16 protein-coding genes are annotated in these 16840 nt (G+C 64.2%); 8 read left to right on the plus strand and 8 right to left on the minus strand.

Annotated features, from left to right (window positions below; genetic code table 11):
- Positions 1 to 230: 230 nt before the first annotated feature.
- The gene (locus IVB48_RS04320; protein ID WP_027567055.1) at positions 231 to 920 is read right to left on the minus strand and encodes an outer membrane protein; all 690 of its coding nucleotides are present in this window, start codon (positions 918 to 920) and stop codon (positions 231 to 233) included.
- A gap of 232 nt (positions 921 to 1152) precedes the next feature.
- Positions 1153 to 1935, minus strand: a complete 783-nt coding sequence (locus IVB48_RS04325; protein ID WP_247397724.1) for an outer membrane beta-barrel protein — start codon at positions 1933 to 1935, stop codon at positions 1153 to 1155.
- A gap of 459 nt (positions 1936 to 2394) precedes the next feature.
- Between IVB48_RS04325 and IVB48_RS04330 the strand changes: the two genes are divergently transcribed.
- From IVB48_RS04330 to IVB48_RS04340, 3 genes are all read left to right on the plus strand, one after another.
- A complete protein-coding gene (locus IVB48_RS04330; protein WP_007590726.1) occupies positions 2395 to 2892 on the plus strand; it encodes a single-stranded DNA-binding protein in 498 nt (165 codons plus the stop codon).
- A gap of 371 nt (positions 2893 to 3263) precedes the next feature.
- Positions 3264 to 6008, plus strand: a complete 2745-nt coding sequence (gene gyrA, locus IVB48_RS04335) for a DNA gyrase subunit A (protein ID WP_247397728.1) — start codon at positions 3264 to 3266, stop codon at positions 6006 to 6008.
- Between the two features lie 127 nt (positions 6009 to 6135).
- The gene (locus IVB48_RS04340) at positions 6136 to 6513 is read left to right on the plus strand and encodes a BA14K family protein (RefSeq protein ID WP_247397730.1); all 378 of its coding nucleotides are present in this window, start codon (positions 6136 to 6138) and stop codon (positions 6511 to 6513) included.
- Between the two features lie 260 nt (positions 6514 to 6773).
- Here IVB48_RS04340 and IVB48_RS04345 read toward each other — a convergent pair whose 3' ends face one another.
- Together IVB48_RS04345 and IVB48_RS04350 are read right to left on the minus strand one after the other, a co-directional pair.
- Positions 6774 to 8627, minus strand: coding sequence for a KUP/HAK/KT family potassium transporter (locus IVB48_RS04345; protein WP_247398181.1), 1854 nt, complete (start codon positions 8625 to 8627; stop codon positions 6774 to 6776).
- 216 nt (positions 8628 to 8843) lie between these two features.
- Entirely contained in the window at positions 8844 to 9101 is a 258-nt protein-coding gene (locus tag IVB48_RS04350) for a hypothetical protein (RefSeq protein WP_247289802.1), read from the minus strand.
- 247 nt (positions 9102 to 9348) lie between these two features.
- On the opposite strand from IVB48_RS04350, the gene coaD reads away from it, so the two are divergent.
- The 5 genes from coaD to queA all read left to right on the plus strand — a co-directional run bounded on the left by coaD (position 9349) and on the right by queA (position 12560).
- Positions 9349 to 9843: a pantetheine-phosphate adenylyltransferase gene (gene coaD / locus IVB48_RS04355; protein ID WP_007610644.1), complete on the plus strand. Its 495-nt coding sequence runs from the start codon at positions 9349 to 9351 to the stop codon at positions 9841 to 9843.
- Positions 9844 to 9884: 41 nt separating this feature from the next.
- Complete coding sequence (locus IVB48_RS04360; protein ID WP_247397734.1) at positions 9885 to 10448, plus strand: peptidylprolyl isomerase; 564 nt, start codon at positions 9885 to 9887, stop codon at positions 10446 to 10448.
- A gap of 8 nt (positions 10449 to 10456) precedes the next feature.
- Complete coding sequence (locus tag IVB48_RS04365) at positions 10457 to 10882, plus strand: hypothetical protein (protein ID WP_027567048.1); 426 nt, start codon at positions 10457 to 10459, stop codon at positions 10880 to 10882.
- Positions 10879 to 11343, plus strand: a complete 465-nt coding sequence (locus IVB48_RS04370; RefSeq protein ID WP_007590736.1) for a peptidylprolyl isomerase — start codon at positions 10879 to 10881, stop codon at positions 11341 to 11343. Before IVB48_RS04365 ends, IVB48_RS04370 begins: the two co-directional genes overlap by 4 nt.
- A gap of 143 nt (positions 11344 to 11486) precedes the next feature.
- Complete coding sequence (gene queA, locus IVB48_RS04375) at positions 11487 to 12560, plus strand: tRNA preQ1(34) S-adenosylmethionine ribosyltransferase-isomerase QueA (RefSeq protein WP_247289806.1); 1074 nt, start codon at positions 11487 to 11489, stop codon at positions 12558 to 12560.
- 114 nt (positions 12561 to 12674) lie between these two features.
- On the opposite strand, the gene IVB48_RS04380 is transcribed toward queA, so the two are convergent.
- The 4 genes from IVB48_RS04380 to IVB48_RS04395 form a co-directional block, all read right to left on the minus strand.
- Positions 12675 to 13712, minus strand: coding sequence for an aspartate-semialdehyde dehydrogenase (locus tag IVB48_RS04380; protein ID WP_247397745.1), 1038 nt, complete (start codon positions 13710 to 13712; stop codon positions 12675 to 12677).
- A gap of 219 nt (positions 13713 to 13931) precedes the next feature.
- The gene (locus tag IVB48_RS04385) at positions 13932 to 14534 is read right to left on the minus strand and encodes a PepSY domain-containing protein (protein ID WP_247397748.1); all 603 of its coding nucleotides are present in this window, start codon (positions 14532 to 14534) and stop codon (positions 13932 to 13934) included.
- A 248-nt stretch (positions 14535 to 14782) separates the two neighbouring features.
- On the minus strand, positions 14783 to 15529 hold the full coding sequence (locus IVB48_RS04390) for a TetR/AcrR family transcriptional regulator (protein WP_247397751.1): 747 nt from the start codon (positions 15527 to 15529) through the stop codon (positions 14783 to 14785).
- A 133-nt stretch (positions 15530 to 15662) separates the two neighbouring features.
- Entirely contained in the window at positions 15663 to 16757 is a 1095-nt protein-coding gene (locus tag IVB48_RS04395) for a patatin-like phospholipase family protein (RefSeq protein WP_247398183.1), read from the minus strand.
- Positions 16758 to 16840 lie beyond the last annotated feature (83 nt).

A 16840-nucleotide genomic window follows, 5' to 3' on the forward strand; every position in this document is an offset into this window, starting at 1 on the left:
ATAGGCGCGCTTCGCCCGGAACCGGGATCGGCGCCGATGGGTATGTGAGCGAACGTAGGAAGAACGGGGACGGATTTCCAGTGGCGTTTGCGAATCGTCAACGGATTGTTGGCGCGCTGGCGGCATCTGGCAGGAGCAGGGCGGGTGGAACTGCGCAGTAACGTGCCCGGCAAACAAAAAGGCCGGCGCGAGGCCGGCCTTTCGTAACACGATGGCGTCGATAGCGAAGATCAGTACTTCGCGACGATCGGGCCCCCAAAGTGATAGTTCACGCCGACCTGCACGGTGTGAAACTCGAGCGTGCCGGTGGGCAGGGCGCCCGAGAAGTAGGTCTCGCCGCCGAGGCTGCGAAAGAGGTACTCGCCCTTGACCGACCACTGCGGAGCGAAGAACGCTTCGACGCCCGCACCGACGGTCCAGCCGGAGTGCCACTTGCTGTCGGAAACGGTCACGCCGAGCGCGCTGATGCTGAGCTTGTTGTCGATCCAGGCGTAACCACCGGTGCCGTAGAACAGGACGTTGTTGACGGCGTAGCCGATGCGGCCGCGCACGGTGCCCATCGCATCGGTCTTCGAGCTGAGGGTGGTGCTGACGAGGCCGAAGCCGGGGACGGCAACGGGGCCGGTGACCGACGCGCTGACGTCAGCCCAGGCACCATCGGCCTCGATGCCGAACACGACATTGCCGGTCTGCCAGTTGTAGCCGGCGGTACCGCCGACGAAGCCGCCCTTCATCTTCGGGTCGGTCGAGGAATTTTCCCAGGCGCCGCCACCGACAACACCGAGGTAGAAGCCGGTCCAGTTGTAGACCGAAGCCATGGCCACCGGAGCCTTGGTGTAGGGGCGCGCCGCGAGATCAGCGGCCGAAGCCGGGGCAGCGAGAGCGAACAAACAGGCCGAAGCCAACAAAACCTTTTTCATTTTCAACTAATCCCAGTCCCAGTTTCTGATTGTGCCTTCCACGATAAGGAAGGGCATCGGACTCACTTGCCCAACTGAGGCCGTACTTACACCATTGAAGCCGCAAGTTGTGTCACTGGAAAGCCACAGCGGCCTGAAAATGGTGCAATTACTGACCTTTGGTTCCCCCATGGGAACAGCAACGAAAAAGGCCGGCGCGAGGCCGGCCTTGCTTTGATGGATGTCAGTTCGATCAGTACCTCGCGATCACCGGACCGCCCCAGCGATAGTTCAGGCGGACGAGGCCCATGTCGACGTCCTGCCGAATCCGGTCGCTGCCGAAGACCCCACCCGGGGGCGTTGTGAAGCCGATCGTGCGATCGCCAAGGAAGATGTGGTCGTACTCAAAGCCCAACGACCAGTTCGGGGCGAAGCCGAACTCCAGACCGGCCCCGACCGTACCACCCCAGCGAGTCTCCCGCGCCGAAGCCAGGAGCGCGCCCGCGCCGGGCGTACCTGTAGCAGCGTAGATGTCGTACTTGTCGCCGACGACGGCGGCGCCGCCCTTCACGTAGAACAGCACGTTGTTCCAGGCGTAACCGACCTGACCGGTGATGAGGCCGAAAGCGTCGATGCGGGAACGGTTGCGATCACCCGTCACCAAAGCGGTACCCGGGAAGAGGGTGCTCACATTGTCGCCCCGGAAGTCGGCCCAGTTGCCTTGGCCTTCGAGACCGAACACCCAATTGGCGGACTGCCAGCGATAGCCGATCTGGCCACCGACGGTGCCCCCCGTCGCATTGTGACAGCCTTCGCCGACCAAAACGCCGGTCGCGGGCGTGACGAAGTCCCAGCACGTGTGGCTTGAGCCACCGCCGCCGTTGATGCCGATATAGAAGCCGCTCCAATCGTAGATGGTGGCAATCGCCGGCGCGGGGGCCTTGGTGTAGGGACGCGCGGCCATATCCGCCGCGCTCGCGGGAGCCGACAGGCCCATCGCCGCTGCACCGATTGCACCAATCAGAAGCTTATTCATTGCCAGTCTCCCCAGGTTCGTCCGCTTCTTTCTTCCCCGAAGCGGCTGATCAGGCGCGAGGGCCCATATGAACTAAGTCCGGGGAAACCCGTAGCTCTACGGGGCGGCAAAGTCCGTCTCCGAATGCAACAAGAACGGGGCACTGCGAGTACCCATAACTTACTGAATGTTAAGCTCTTTCCCTCGTTTTCGGGAACCTACAAAGGTTCCAACCGCTGCGCGCATTCCAGCACTACATTGGCCGATTGACGCCACACATCGATGCGGTCGTTTCGCCAAGAACAAATCTGGAACGAACAGGAGGTCGATGCTATATGTGGGGATAACCGGAGGGGCGACGGACTGATCGTCGTCCGCAAGCGTTCGGCGAGCGTATAGGGTCGTCTCAACAGGCACGGCGGAACGCGGGGAGCGGACCGGCCTTCTTGAATTCAGTGGCATTCGGAGCGGAGAGCGGAGATGGCGGGAAGCGTCAACAAGGTCATTCTGGTTGGAAATCTCGGCAAGGATCCTGAAATCCGCCGCACCCAGGACGGGCGGCCGATCGCCAATCTGAGCGTCGCCACCTCGGAGACGTGGCGCGACAAGGCCACCGGCGAGCGCAAGGAAAAGACCGAGTGGCACCGCGTCGTGATCTTCAATGAAGGGCTCTGCAAGGTCGCCGAACAGTATCTGAAGAAGGGCGCCAAGATTTACGTCGAGGGTGCGCTCCAGACCCGCAAATGGACCGACCAGAGCGGCGTCGAGAAGTACTCGACCGAAGTCGTGCTGCAGGGCTTCAACTCGACCCTGACGATGCTGGACGGTCGTAGCGGCGGTGGGGGAGGCGGCAGCTTCGGCGACGAGCCGGGCGGCGATTTCGGCTCCTCCGGTCCGGTCAGCAGCGCACCGCGCCGTCCCGTTGCCGCTGGCGGCGGTGGCCGCAACAGCGACATGGACGACGATATCCCGTTCTGAGCGATCCCGCTCTGAGAACGCGGAGTCTCAATGCGACGCGCCGGCCGGATGGGCGGCGCTTCTCATCTCGTGTCAGAAAATCCCACTAATCGGCAGGACGGGCTCGGGATTTCCGGGCCCGCTTCATGTTTCGGGTGAGCTCGGATTGCGGCTTGGCAAGCGCGCTGACGGGGCAAGCTCGCCGCGCGATTTTCGACGCGTGATCGGCGATTTTGCAAGGTCGATACGGGGGCTGTCCAAGACACCGATCGCAAGGGCTTAAGTTGTTGGAAAAATAGGCGGAAAAAGCGCTTCCCAGATCGCCGCGAGGGTGGTTATCAGAGGCTCGATGCGCTATATGATTCCCAGATAAAACCTCACCGGATTTCCCCTTGGCTGACGACGACGACAAGCCCGGCGACCAGCCGGCGCAACCCTCGGATATTCGCCCCGTCTCCATCTTCGAGGAGATGAAGAAGTCCTATCTCGACTACGCCATGAGCGTGATCGTAGCGCGGGCGCTGCCTGACGCCCGCGACGGTCTGAAGCCGGTGCATCGCCGCATCCTGTACTCGATGAACGAGCAGGGGCACACGCCGGACAAGAAGTACGTCAAGTCCGCCCGCGTGGTCGGTGACGTCATCGGTAAATATCATCCGCATGGCGACCAGTCGATCTACGACGCCATGGTCCGGATGGCGCAGGACTTCTCCATGCGCGTGCCGCTGATCGACGGCCAAGGCAATTTCGGATCGGTCGACGGCGATCCCCCGGCTGCCTATCGTTATACCGAAGCCCGATTGACGAAGGTGGCGCTGGCTCTGCTGGCCGACATCGACAAGGACACGGTCGACTTCCAGCCGAACTACGACAACAACGAGACCGAACCGTCGGTCTTGCCGGCCAAGTTCCCCAACCTTCTCGTCAATGGCGCCGGCGGCATCGCGGTCGGCATGGCGACCAACATCCCGCCGCACAATCTCGGCGAGGTCATCGACGCCTGCGTCGCGCTGATCGACAACCCTGCGCTTACCATCGACGAGCTCATCAACATCGTGCCGGGACCGGATTTCCCGACCGGCGGCGTCATCCTCGGACGGCAAGGCATCCGCGCCGCCTATCACCTCGGCCGCGGCTCGGTCATGATGCGCGGCAAGGTCGCGATCGAGACCATCCGCAAGGAGCGCGAGGCGATCATCATCACCGAAATTCCCTACCAGGTGAACAAGGCGACGATGGTCGAGCGCATCGCCGAGCTGGTCAAGGAAAAGAAGATCGAGGGCATCGGCGACCTGCGCGATGAATCCGATCGCGACGGCTACCGCGTCGTCATCGAATTGAAGCGCGACGCCGTGCCGGATGTGGTGCTGAACCAGCTCTACAGGTTCACGCCGCTGCAGACGAGCTTCGGCGTCAACATGGTGGCACTCGACAGCGGCCGTCCGCGGATCATGCATCTGAAGGACCTGCTGGCGATCTTCGTCGACTTCCGCGAGCGGGTCGTCACGCGGCGCACCAAGTTCCTGCTGGCCAAGGCCCGCGATCGCGCCCATATCCTGGTCGGTCTCGCCATCGCGGTCGCCAACATCGACGAGATGATCCGCGTCATCCGGACCTCGCCCGACCCGACGACCGCGCGCGACACCCTGATGTCGCGCGACTGGCCCGCTCGCGATGTCGAGGACATGCTGACGCTGATCGACGATCCGCGCCACCGCATCAGCGAGAACGGCACGATCCGACTGTCGATGGAGCAGGCGAGGGCCATTCTCGATTTGCGCCTGCAACGCCTCACCGCACTCGGCCGCGACGAAATCCGCGAGGAGCTCGACAAGCTCGCCGGCGAGATCGCCGACTATCTCGACATCCTGCGCTCGCGCGACCGCGTGCTTGAAATCATCAAGTCCGAGCTCGCCGAAGTGAAGGCCGAGTTCGCCACCCCGCGCCGCACCGTCATCATCGAGCAGGAAGGCGAGGTCGAGGACGAGGACCTGATCCAGCGCGAGGACATGGTCGTCACCGTCTCGCACGCCGGCTACGTCAAGCGCGTGCCGCTGTCGGCCTACCGGGCGCAGCGCCGCGGCGGCAAGGGCCGCGCCGGCATGCAGACCCGCGACGAGGATTTTGTCAGTCGGCTGTTCGTGGCGTCCACGCATACGCCGATGCTGTTCTTCTCCTCGCGCGGCCAGGTCTACAAGATCAAGGTCTGGCGCCTGCCGATGGCCGCGCCGAATGCGCGCGGCAAGGCGCTGATCAACATCCTGCCGCTGGAGCAGGGCGAGCGCATCACCACCATCATGCCGCTGCCGGAGGACGAGTCCACCTGGGGCAATCTCGACGTGATGTTCGCCACGACAGGCGGCAACGTCCGGCGCAACAAGCTGTCCGACTTCGTCGATGTCCGCCGCTCCGGCATCATCGCGATGAAGCTCGACGACAACGAAGCTATCGTCGACGTGCAGATATGCACCGAGCACGACGACGTGCTTTTGACCGGCGCCGGCGGCCAGTGCATCCGCTTCCCCGTCACCGACGTGCGCGTGTTCACCGGGCGCACCTCGATGGGCGTGCGCGGCATTGCGCTTGCCGAGGGCGACAAGGTGATCTCGCTGGCGATCCTGCGCCACGTCGAGACGACGTCCGACGAGCGCTCGGCGTATTTGAAGATGCGTCGTGCGGTCGCCGGCGAAGCTGCGGCCGAGGAGCCGGCGGCGGACGCCGAGGCCGAAGAGACCTCCGGCAGCTACCAGCTCGCCCAGGAGCGCTACATCGAGATGTCGGCGGCCGAGCAGGTCGTGCTGACCGTCTCCGTCAACGGCTATGGCAAGCGGACCTCGTCCTACGAGTACCGCACCACGGGCCGCGGCGGCAAAGGCATCGTGGCCATGAGCGTCAACAACCGCAACGGCAATCTGGTGGCCTCCTTCCCGGTGGAAGACGCTGATCAAATCATGCTGGTCACCGACAAGGGCCAGCTGATCCGTTGCCCGGTCGAAGGCATCCGCGTCGCCGGCCGCTCGACCCAGGGCGTGATCGTGTTCGACACCGCCGAGGACGAGCACGTCGTCTCGGTCGAGCACATCACGGAAGAGGCCGAGAGCGGGAACGGAGCGAACGGAGACGCAAACGGGGAGTGATGCGCCCTGCCGCGCGCCTGCGTCCATGCGTTTGACCTTGTGACGCGATTGATTAAACCTGTTTCATGCAGGAACTGCATCAGGACGCGCTTGTTGGCTCCGCGTTGATGAAATGACGGAGTTTACCATGCGACAATCCCGAACTCTGCTTGCTGCCGCTCTCGCTGGTGCGACCGCTCTGGTCACTATGCAATCTGCCTCGGCTGCGCCGCTTCAAGTAGATCAAACGCTCGGTGTGAATGGAGCGAATGTCGAGACCGTCCAGTATCGCCCCGGTTGGCGTCATGGCCATCGCGGATATCACCATGGCTACGGACATCGGGGCTACGGAACCGGTGCAGCTGTGATCGGCGGACTGGCGGCTGGAGCGATTATCGGCGGCGCGATCGCAAACAGCCAGGCGCGCCAGGATGCTGTGAGCTCTTGTGCCCAACGCTACAAGTCCTACGATCCGGCCTCGGGAACGTATCTGGCCTACGACGGGCAGCGTTACGCCTGTCCATAACGGACAAGCGAGGGAGCCGCGCTATCAACGTGGCTCCCGAGCTACTCGCTCCAGCTCTGTGCCGGCTGACAGTGCATCGATATCGAAGTGGTCATATCCCACTCGCGAGCTTCCGGCGGAGGGGAACGCATTGTCGGAACGTTGATACCTCAGTTTAATTCACTGTCATCGTGGGCCAGCATCAGCTCGCCGCCGCGAGCGTAATTTGCGGTCCAGCTGCGGCTCGACGTCGATGCTTGCTTTAGCCGGGCCGGGGCCTGCTAAATCTCCAGCTCCGTGCCGAACTCCACCACCTGCTTGGTCGGCACGCCGAAGAACGCGGCTGAGCGCTCGGCGTTGCGTTGCAGAAAGGCGAACACGGTTTCGCGCCAGACCCACATGCCCGGCACGTCCTCGCGCGGGATGATGGTCTCGCGGCCGACGTAATAGGTGATGTCGGAGAGGTCGATGCCGGGCAACTTACCGTGGCGGCAGGCGAGGGTCAGTCCTTCGTAGATCGTCGGGTTCTGCATGAAGCCGTAGTGCAGGATGACGCGGGTAATGCCGGGAATGATCTCGATCACCTCGGTGCGGTCTTCGTCGGCAATGTGAGGAAGCTCCTCGATCAGCACGGTGACCAGGACGATGCGCTCGTGCAGCACGTGGTTGTGCTTGACGAACTGGGTCAGCGCCAGCGGCACGCCGCGCGGCGCCGACGCCAGGAACACGGCGGTGCCGGGGAGTCTGGCGCTGCACTTGTTGACCGCGGTCTGGATCAGATCCTCCTCGGGCTGGCGCAGCTTCGCGCGTGCCGCTTCGACGAGCTTCACGCCGCTGCGCCAGGTCAGCATCAGGAAGGCGACGAAGGCCGCGAGCATCAACGGAAACCAGCCGCCCTCGAACAGCTTGATCGAATTGGCCGAGAAGAAGATCACGTCGATTACGAAGAAGAAGCCGTTCACGGCCACCACGAGCCATGGCGAATAGCCCCACTGGATCGCGACGAGGGCCGCGAGCAGCGTGGTGATAGCCATCAACAGCGACACTGCGATGCCGTAGGCGCCGGCCAGCGCCTCCGAGCTGCCGAAGCTCAGGACGGCACCGAGCGTTGCGGCGGCGAGCAGCCAGTTCACCAACGGCACGTAGATCTGGCCGATCGCTGCGCTCGTGGTGTGACGGATCTGCATGCGCGGCAGGAAGCCGAGCTGGATCGACTGCTGCGTCAGCGAGAACACGCCCGAGATGATGGCCTGCGAGGCGATCACGGTCGCGACCGCCGAGAACGCGACCAGCGGATAGTGCAGTGCGTCGGGGCAGAGCTGGAAGAACGGATTTTCGATCATGGTGGGGTCGGTGATCAGCAGCGCGGCCTGGCCGAAATAGTTCAGCACCAGCGCGGGCAGGCAGATCGCGAACCAGGCCAGGCGGATCGGCAGGCGGCCGAAATGCCCCATGTCGGCATACATGGCTTCGCCGCCGGTCACCGCGAGGAATGCCGCCCCCAGGATCGCGAAGGAGACATGAAAATCCTGGTGGATCAGGAAGTCGAACGCATAGAGCGGGCTCAGCGCCGCCAGCACCGCCGGCGCCTTGACGATGCCGTGGATGCCGAGCGCTGCCAGCACGAAGAACCAGGCCAGCATCACCGGTCCGAAGATACGGCCGATGAAGCCGGTGCCCTGCTTCTGCATCATGAACAGTCCGATCAGGATGACGACGGTCACGGGCACCACCGCCGGCGCGAGCGAGGGGGCGTCGACCTTCAGACCTTCGATGGCTGACAGCACCGAGATCGCCGGCGTGATCGCGCCGTCGCCGTACAGTAGCGCGGCGCCGACGAGGCCGACGACCAGCAGATGCGCGCGCCAGGTGCCGGGTTGGGCGTTGCGCGCGTGCAGCAGCGCCAGCAGGGCGACGATGCCGCCTTCGCCGCGGTTGTCCGCGCGCAGGATCAGCAGCGCATACTTTAGCGAGATGATCAGCAACAGCGCCCAGAGGATCAGCGAGGCAACGCCCAGAACGGCATCGTTCGTCAATGTGCCGCCGTGGGCAGCGGCCTTGGCGGCTTCCTTCAGGGCATAGAGGGGGCTAGTGCCGATATCGCCATAGACCACCCCGAGGGCGCCCATGGTCATGGCAAGCGGCAGTGGATCAGGTTGATGGCCGGAGGCGACTGCGGGCGTGCTGGACAATGGCGACCCCTCGATGGGATCGCGCCCGACGGGTCATTCCGGCGGGCGCGAGCATCGGGCAGTCTGCGACGGGACGTCGCAAATATCCATGGGCTATCTTCGGGGGTTTATCGTTGGGACTTATCGCGAGGATTCCTGACGCGAAACTGACACACCCCGCTACGGAGTACGGTTGGCGGTCACGAGACGAGCCTCGCGGATGTTGGCTTTGGTGCCGGCCTGACGAAGGCAGGACGCCTCGAAATTCGGCCAGGCCTGCTGCGAGCAGTCCTTGCCGATGGTGCGGATATCGAGCCGGTCGCTCTTGGCGAGCGGCTGCGGCACGCTCGCCTCGACGGTCGGGGCGAAGCCGGGCAGGAGGGTGAGAGCGGCAGCAACACACGCAGAGATGGCGATCGCCGAAAGAGCTTTGATCATGACAGTCCCCTGTGATGCGGCCGCTACGCCCAGTTGTGCGGCCCGTCGTTCGTTGGCCGGATTAGTAACCATGGCCAGTTTCCGGACGTCTTCGCGAACGTGGGAAATGGTTTCGTTCGCGCCCCGTTTTGTTTCGTGGCCCCCTCAGGACGAAACAATTCGGCGCATTCCGACATGGTTTTGCGGAAAAACCGCCAGGGAACCGGACCGGCTTGCCGGGCCGGGCCGGGCGCGGTAGGACGTGGCCATGCCGCGCATTGCCTTCTATCCAGGTTCCTTCGACCCCATCACCAACGGCCATCTGGACGTGGTCCGGCACAGCGTGTCGCTGTGCGACAGGCTCGTTGTCGCGATCGGGGTCCATCCCGGCAAGAAGCCGCTGTTCTCGACCGAGGAGCGGCTCAAGATGCTCCACGACGTCTGCGGGCCGGTGGCGGCCCAGGCCGGCTGCGTGCTCGAAGCTGCGACGTTTGACGACCTGTCGGTGACCTCGGCGCGCAAGCACGGGGCGACGATCATGATTCGGGGCCTGCGCGACGGCACCGACCTCGACTACGAGATGCAGCTCGCCGGCATGAACGAGGCGATGGCGCCCGAGGTGCATACGGTCTTCCTGCCGGCTTCTCCCATGGTCCGCCCGATCACCGCCACTTTGGTGCGCCAGATCGCAGCCATGGGCGGGGATGTCTCGGCCTTCGTCCCGCCGCTGGTTGCGGCCCAGCTCAAGGCAAAATTCGCCTGATAACGGCGCGTTTCCTTTCTCATCTCTGATCCGGAGTTGTCATGATCCGAATTCTCGCAGTTCTTGCCGCGGTTCTGTTCGCAGTGCCGGCGTTCGCGCAAACTTTGCCGGCCGGCCTCGACAAGGCCAACGCCATCGTCATCGACTCCACCAAGGGCCGCATCGTCATCAAGCTGAGGCCGGACCTTGCGCCCCAGCACGCCGAGCGCCTCAAGCAGCTCGCGCGCGAGGGTTATTACAACAACGTGCCGTTCCACCGCGTCATGGACGGCTTCATGGCGCAGACCGGCGATGGTCAGAACTTCAACGGCACCGGCGGCTCGAAATATCCGAACCTGAAGCAGGAATTCTCCAAGGTGCATTTTGCGCGCGGCATCGTCGGCATGGCCCGGCGCGGCGACAGCGTCGACACCGCCAATTCGCAGTTCTTCATCATGTTCGCCGACGGCGGCAGCCTCGACAACCAGTACACCGTGATCGGCGAGGTCGTGCAGGGCATGGACGTCGTCGACAAGCTGAAGAAGGCACCTCCCGGATCAAGCGGCGGCACCGTCACCGACCCCGACAAGATGGTGAAGGTGCAGGTCGCTTCCGACATCAAGTAGGAGAGGCGATGGCGCGCTGCGGTGGCAAGCTCCTGTTGGTTGCCGCGGTGCTGCTGCTCGGCGTCCCCGGCGCGGTCGCCGAGGACGCACAGGTCAACACCATCCAGGACATCTTCCGGCATCTGCGCACCTGCTGGAAGCCGCCGCCCGCCGCCAAGGCCCGCCCGATCGACATCACCGTCGTCGTGAGCTTTAACCGGGCTGGAAACATTCTGGGCCATCCGAGGATTACCTATGAATCCGCGGAGGCCTCCGACGATGACCGGCTGCAATACCGGATCGCGGTGATGGAGGCATTGCAACGCTGCACGCCGATGCCATTTACCGATGCGATGGCTGGCGCCGCTGCGGGGCGTCCATTCGCGATCCAGTTTCGCAACCGCAAATCTTCACCTGACAGGACTTCACCCCCAACCCAAGAGAGACGAGCATGAGCGCCACCGAAAACACACTGATCCTCGAAACCACGCAGGGCCCCGTCACCATCGAGATGCGGCCTGATCTGGCGCCGGGCCACGTCGCGCGCATCAAGGAACTCGTGCGTGAAGGCTTCTACGACGGCATCGTGTTCCATCGCGTGATCGACGGCTTCATGGCGCAGACCGGCTGCCCGCAGGGCACCGGCACCGGGGGCTCCGGCAAGAAGCTGAAGGCCGAGTTCAACAAGGAGCCGCACGTGCGCGGCACCACCTCGATGGCGCGCGCCGCCAGCCCGGATTCCGGCGACAGCCAGTTCTTTATCGTGTTCGACGACGCCCGCTTCCTCGACAACCAGTACACGGTGTGGGGCAAGGTCACCGAGGGCATGGAGAACGTCGACAAGATCAAGCGCGGCGAGCCCGTGCAGAACCCCGACAAGATCGTCAAGGCGCGAATGGCGGCTGACGCGGAGTAGGCGTTCAACCCTCATCCTGAGGCGCGCGGAACGCGCGCCTCGAAGGATGAAGGCCCCGCTGCTGCAGCCCGGCCTTCATGGTTCGAGACGGCGCTCCGCGCCTCCTCACCATGAGGGTCTGACTGTACGGCCGTGAGCACGCGATGCGCACCGACCTCTTCGATTTCGACCTGCCCGCCGAGCACATCGCATTGCGCCCGGCGAGCCCGCGCGACTCCGCGAAGATGCTGGTTGTCGACCACGGCACGCTGCGCGACCATATCATCGCCGATCTGTCGCAATGGTTGAAGCCGGGCGACCAGCTCGTCGTCAACGACACCAAGGTGATCGCGGCGCAATTGAAAGGCCGTCGCATTGGCCGCGAGACCGAGCCGAAGATCGAGGCAACGCTGATCAAGCGCCTCGACGGTTCGCGCTGGCAGGCACTGGTGAAGCCGGCCAAGAAACTCGCAGCCGGCGACCGCATCCGCTTCGGCAATGAGGGAAAGGTCTGCTTGCTTGGCCATCTCGACGCCGAGGTCGAGGCCAAGGGCGTGGAGGGCGAGGTGACGCTGTCATTTTCGTTCCACGGCCCGACACTGGATCAAGCCATCGCCGATCTCGGCAGCCCGCCGCTGCCGCCCTACATCGCCTCGAAACGTACCCCTGACGATCAGGATCTCGCCGACTACCAGACCATGTTCGCGGCGAATGAGGGCGCCGTTGCCGCGCCGACAGCCGGCCTGCATTTCACGCCGGAGCTGGAGCAGGCGCTGCACACGCGCGGTGTCGGCATCAATCGCGTTACGCTGCATGTCGGGGCAGGGACCTTCCTGCCGGTGAAAGTGGACGACACCGAAGGCCACAAGATGCATGCCGAGTGGGGCTCGCTCTCGGCCGAGACGGCGGAACGACTCAACACCGCGCGCAAGAACGGCGGCCGTATCATCGCGGTTGGCACCACGTCGTTGCGCCTGCTCGAAAGCGCAGCCAGCGAGGACGGCACCATTGAGCCGTTCGCCGCGGAGACGTCGATCTTCATCACTCCCGGCTACCGCTTCCGCGCCGTCGACGTTCTGCTGACCAATTTCCATTTGCCGAAGTCGACACTGTTCATGCTGGTGTCGGCGTTCTCCGGGCTGGAGACGATGCAGCAGGCGTATGCACACGCGATCGCGACCGGCTATCGGTTCTATTCGTATGGCGATGCGTGTCTGTTGTTTCGGGCGCACGACTAATTTTGGCGGAGTAGGGTGGGCAGAGCGAAGCGTGCCCACCATCTTTCGTGGATGCGCGAGGGAAATGGTGGGCACGGCGCTTGCGCGCCTTTGCCCACCCTACGGCACCGTCCGTTACGCCATCACCCGCTGTGGCAACAGCTCCGCGATCTGCACCGCGTTGAGCGCCGCGCCCTTGAGCAGCTGGTCCGCCGCCACGAACATCGAGATCGAATGCCCGGAGGGGTCGCTGAGATCCTTGCGGATGCGGCCGACCAGGACGTCGTCCTGGCCCGAGGCGTCGATCGGCATCGGAAAGTAGTTCTTGGCGCGGTCGTCGACGATCCTGACGCCGGGCGCTCGCGCCATGATGGCGCGGACCTGATCCTCGCTGATTGGCTTCTCGCATTCGAAGGTGATGGCCTCGCAATGAGCCCGCAGCACCGGCACGCGCACGCAGGTGACGCCGATCGCGATCTTGTCGTCCTCGAAGATCTTGCGGGTTTCGTTGATGACCTTGGTCTCTTCGTCGTTGTAGCCGGTGTCAGGGTCGATCGCCGTGTTGTGGTTGAAGAGGTTGAACGCGTAGGGATGCGGCATCACCTTCGGCGTATAAACCTGCCCGTTGAGGTTGGCGCGGGTGGACTCGACCAGCTCGTCCATCGCGGCAGCGCCGGCGCCGGAGGCCGCCTGGTAGGTCGAGATGATCACGCGCTTGATGCGGTTGCTCTGGTGGATCGGCCACAGCGGCACCAGCGCCGTGATGGCGGCGCAGTTCGGGTTGGCGATGATACCCTTGTGGTCGCGGATGCGGTTCGGGTTGATCTCGGGGATCACCAGCGGCACGTTCGGGTCCATGCGGAAGGCGGAGGAGTTGTCGACGACGACGGCTCCGGCCGTGACCGCGATCGGCGCGAACTTCTTCGAAATGCTGCCGCCGGCGGAGAACAGGGCGATGTCGACGCCTTCGAAAGCGCGTTCGGTCAGCTCCTCAATGACCACGTTCTGTCCACGGAACGACACCGTCTTGCCGGCCGAGCGGGCGCTGGCCAACGCCTTGAGCTTGCCGACGCCAAAGCCGCGCTTGTCCATGGTGGCGATGAATTCGGCGCCCACCGCACCGGTGACGCCGACAATCGCGACGACGGGATCGTTACTCACGGTGTCCTCCATTGATTTGAGAATCCAGACAACAAAAAAGCCCCGGACCAACGAGGGCGGGGCTTCGGTAGAGTGATTGCGTTCTAGTCGACGACTACACGCGCACGCCTCCCCGGGCCCCGAAGGCCGTGGTGGTTTTAGTCGCGCGTTTGGTGGTCGTGAACATGGCGGGAGCTTATGCGGGAGAGTCTTGCGCCCGTCAATGGCTTTTCGGCGGGATTGGGGCTACCGCTATTTGGTCCGGGCGCCCGGCGGTTCGAGGATGACCTCCTTGAGGTTGTCGCCACTGATGACGACGATCGCGAAATTCAGCCGGCCGCTTTCGCGCACCAGCCCGCCGCTGATCGCTTTGCCGGAGGCCGCGCGTTCGGCGACGTGCACGGCATCCGCAAGTCGGTGCTTGATGGCACCGAGCGCTGCGAGGTTGCTGCGATCGTCGAGGTCGAGCTCGGCCAGAGGGAGGGCGGCTTCCCCGCCGACGAGCTCGCCGGTCGCGGCATTGATGGTGTGGCGCCAGATCCGGTCATTGTGCAGGGTCTTCACCCGGTAGACCGGCACGCCGGAGGCTCCGTCGAAACTCACATCCGCCGTGGTGGCACCGGCGTGGCGGGCTTCCGCAATCGCCATGGCCTGGTTGATCGAGATCGACGAACTGCGGAAGCGCTCGATCTCGCGACTGACCGCTTGGCGATCGGCCTCGGCGTCACCATCTGTGTCGCTGTGAAGCGTGGTCGGCGTGCCCGAGCTCACGATCGCCCGCGCCGGCGCGGCGAGGAGGAGTGCGGATAGGGCGAGTGCGAGCAATCCCGAGATCCGTCGTTTGGCCGTCGTCATGCTCGAACCCCTCGGCCAGCGAGTGTGCCGGATGATCGTAAAGAATTTGCGGCCGACCTTGGGCATCGGTCGGCCGCTGAGCGTCGTGACGGGCTGTCCGCCGCGGCGATCGAGGCGGTGCGGACCTCTTTGGGGCTGGTGAAAAAGCGATCCGCATCGCCCTATAATTAAACCATACCGTATCGTTTTGTTTTGGTAAACGGCGTGTGCGCAGGATCCCCCTGGAAGATCGCAACCTCACGGAATTGTCAGCGCGACGAGCGCTGCCGCTGCGTGCCCTTGGCTGCACTCTGGCTGCCGTCCGCAGACCCCAGCGCGCCTGCCAGGAACAGCTTGATCGCAGCGCGCATGCGCTTTTCCGCGACCTTCATCTCCGGCGGCGTTCCAAACGTCGCCAGGCGATGGTTGTGACCGACGACGACGTCGAGAAACACTTCCGCCGCGATGGTGGTGTCGTCGACATCGAGCGCGCCTTGCGCCACCAGATGATCGAAGAAGCGCGCCGTGGTGGCGACGGCCTTGAGCCAGCCTTCCTCCTTGCCGAGCTTGGCGATGTCGGGGAAGTTGATGGCCTGCGACGTCATCATGCGGCTGAAGGCGACGGCATCGGGACCGCAGGTGAATGTCAGCATCTCGCGCCCGATCTCGACCAGCCGCTGCTCGACCGAGATGTCCGAGGCGCTGCTGAGCTTCGTCTCGGCGGCCGCGGACAGCGGTGCAAGCCATCGCGCGATCTCACGCCGCAGCACGGCGGCGAACAGGCCGCGCTTGTCGCCGTAACGGGCATAGACGGTGGGCTTGCTCACTCGCGCGGCTTCCGCGACCGCATCGAGCGAGGTGGCGTCAAAGCCGCGATCCAGGAACAGGCGGGTGGCGACCTCGATCAGCCGCTGATCGCGCTCGATCGCGGCGCTTTTCGTCGGCCGGCCGCCGCGCGATTTCGGCACCTCGCGCCGCTGAGCTGCCGGTCTGGTCCTGCTCGCAGTCAATCCCATGCCCAATGATTCCTGCGCAGTCGTGACATCAGTGATGCTCTATAACGCGCAGCAACGGGTGCGTCATGGCCAATCTGGCCGAATGGGCCGCATCGTCAACCGTCTCGGCACGGCCCCGTTCCTCAGCGAGCGCTCACGGAAGCGTCGAAGTCCAGGCCTGGCCCGAAGCCGCCTTCTCATATCCGTACTGATACAGCGCCCGCATATAGGCGGTGTCGAACCCTTCCGAGGGTGCCGCCGGATAATCGCGCGCGATGTAGGAGAGATGGAAGCCCAGGCGGTTGCGCCTGGCAAAATCATAGGTCGAGAAGATGATCGAGCGGGTTTGCGACTGGGTGATCGACGACAGGCTGCGTGAGGCGACGTCGATGGTGCTGTTGGAGACGAGCTCGAAATTGCGTTCGATCTTTTTGTTGACGAGGATGTAGATGTCCAGCTTCGCAGGGCCGGGCAGGCGACTGCCCTGGAAAAGCAGGGCTTCCGGCAGCGTCAGCACCGGGGCCGTCACGCCGCCGTCGACATGCATCTCCTGAAACCTGCGGCCCTCGCCTTCGGCGTCGATCATGATCGGCGGAAACACCAGCGGGATGCTGGCGGAGGCCGCCATCACGTCGCGAAACAGCTTGAGCGCCTCGGGCGTGCCGATCGTGGCGATCTTGCCCATGTCCCAGATCGCGGTGCGCTGGGTGTCGAGATCTGTCGTCACCACCAGCAACTTGCGCCCTTTGGCGTTTTCACGCGCGACCTGCGCCATGATCTCGGGCCCGACATAACGGGCGACGAGCTCGCGCAGCCGCGTGTTGCCGAACAGGCCGGATCCGAACAGCACGCGCATGATGCTGGGATCGCTCAACAGGCTCTCCGCGACACCGCTGGTGTAGACCTCCTTCAGCGTGTCGTCATATCGCGAGCCGAGAAACGCAAAGGGTGCAATCAGGCCGCCGGTGCTCACGCCCGAGACGACCGAGAAGGTGGGACGGGTTCTGGCCGCGGTCCAGCCGTTGAGCACGCCGACGCCGTAGGCGCCATCGGCGCCGCCGCCTGACAGCGCCAGGTAGGACTTGGTCGCGGTGCTGGTGTCCTTCTCGAAGCTGAATCTCGTGATGGGTTCGTCGGCGTAGCGCCGCAGGCCGTCGATATCGAGCACGCGCGATGTGCTGGCTTCAGCGGCCGTATAGGGCGTGCGGGGCAGGGAGGTGCAGGCGCCGAGCGCCAGGCTACACGTCAGGACCAGCCATCCGAACAGGCGGGCGCAGGTCTGCCTTGCCCAGCCATGCGAACTGCCGGACGTGTCAGTCGAATTAAAGGGAA

The organism is Bradyrhizobium sp. 76 (assembly GCF_023073025.1).
GTDB lineage: Bacteria > Pseudomonadota > Alphaproteobacteria > Rhizobiales > Xanthobacteraceae > Bradyrhizobium.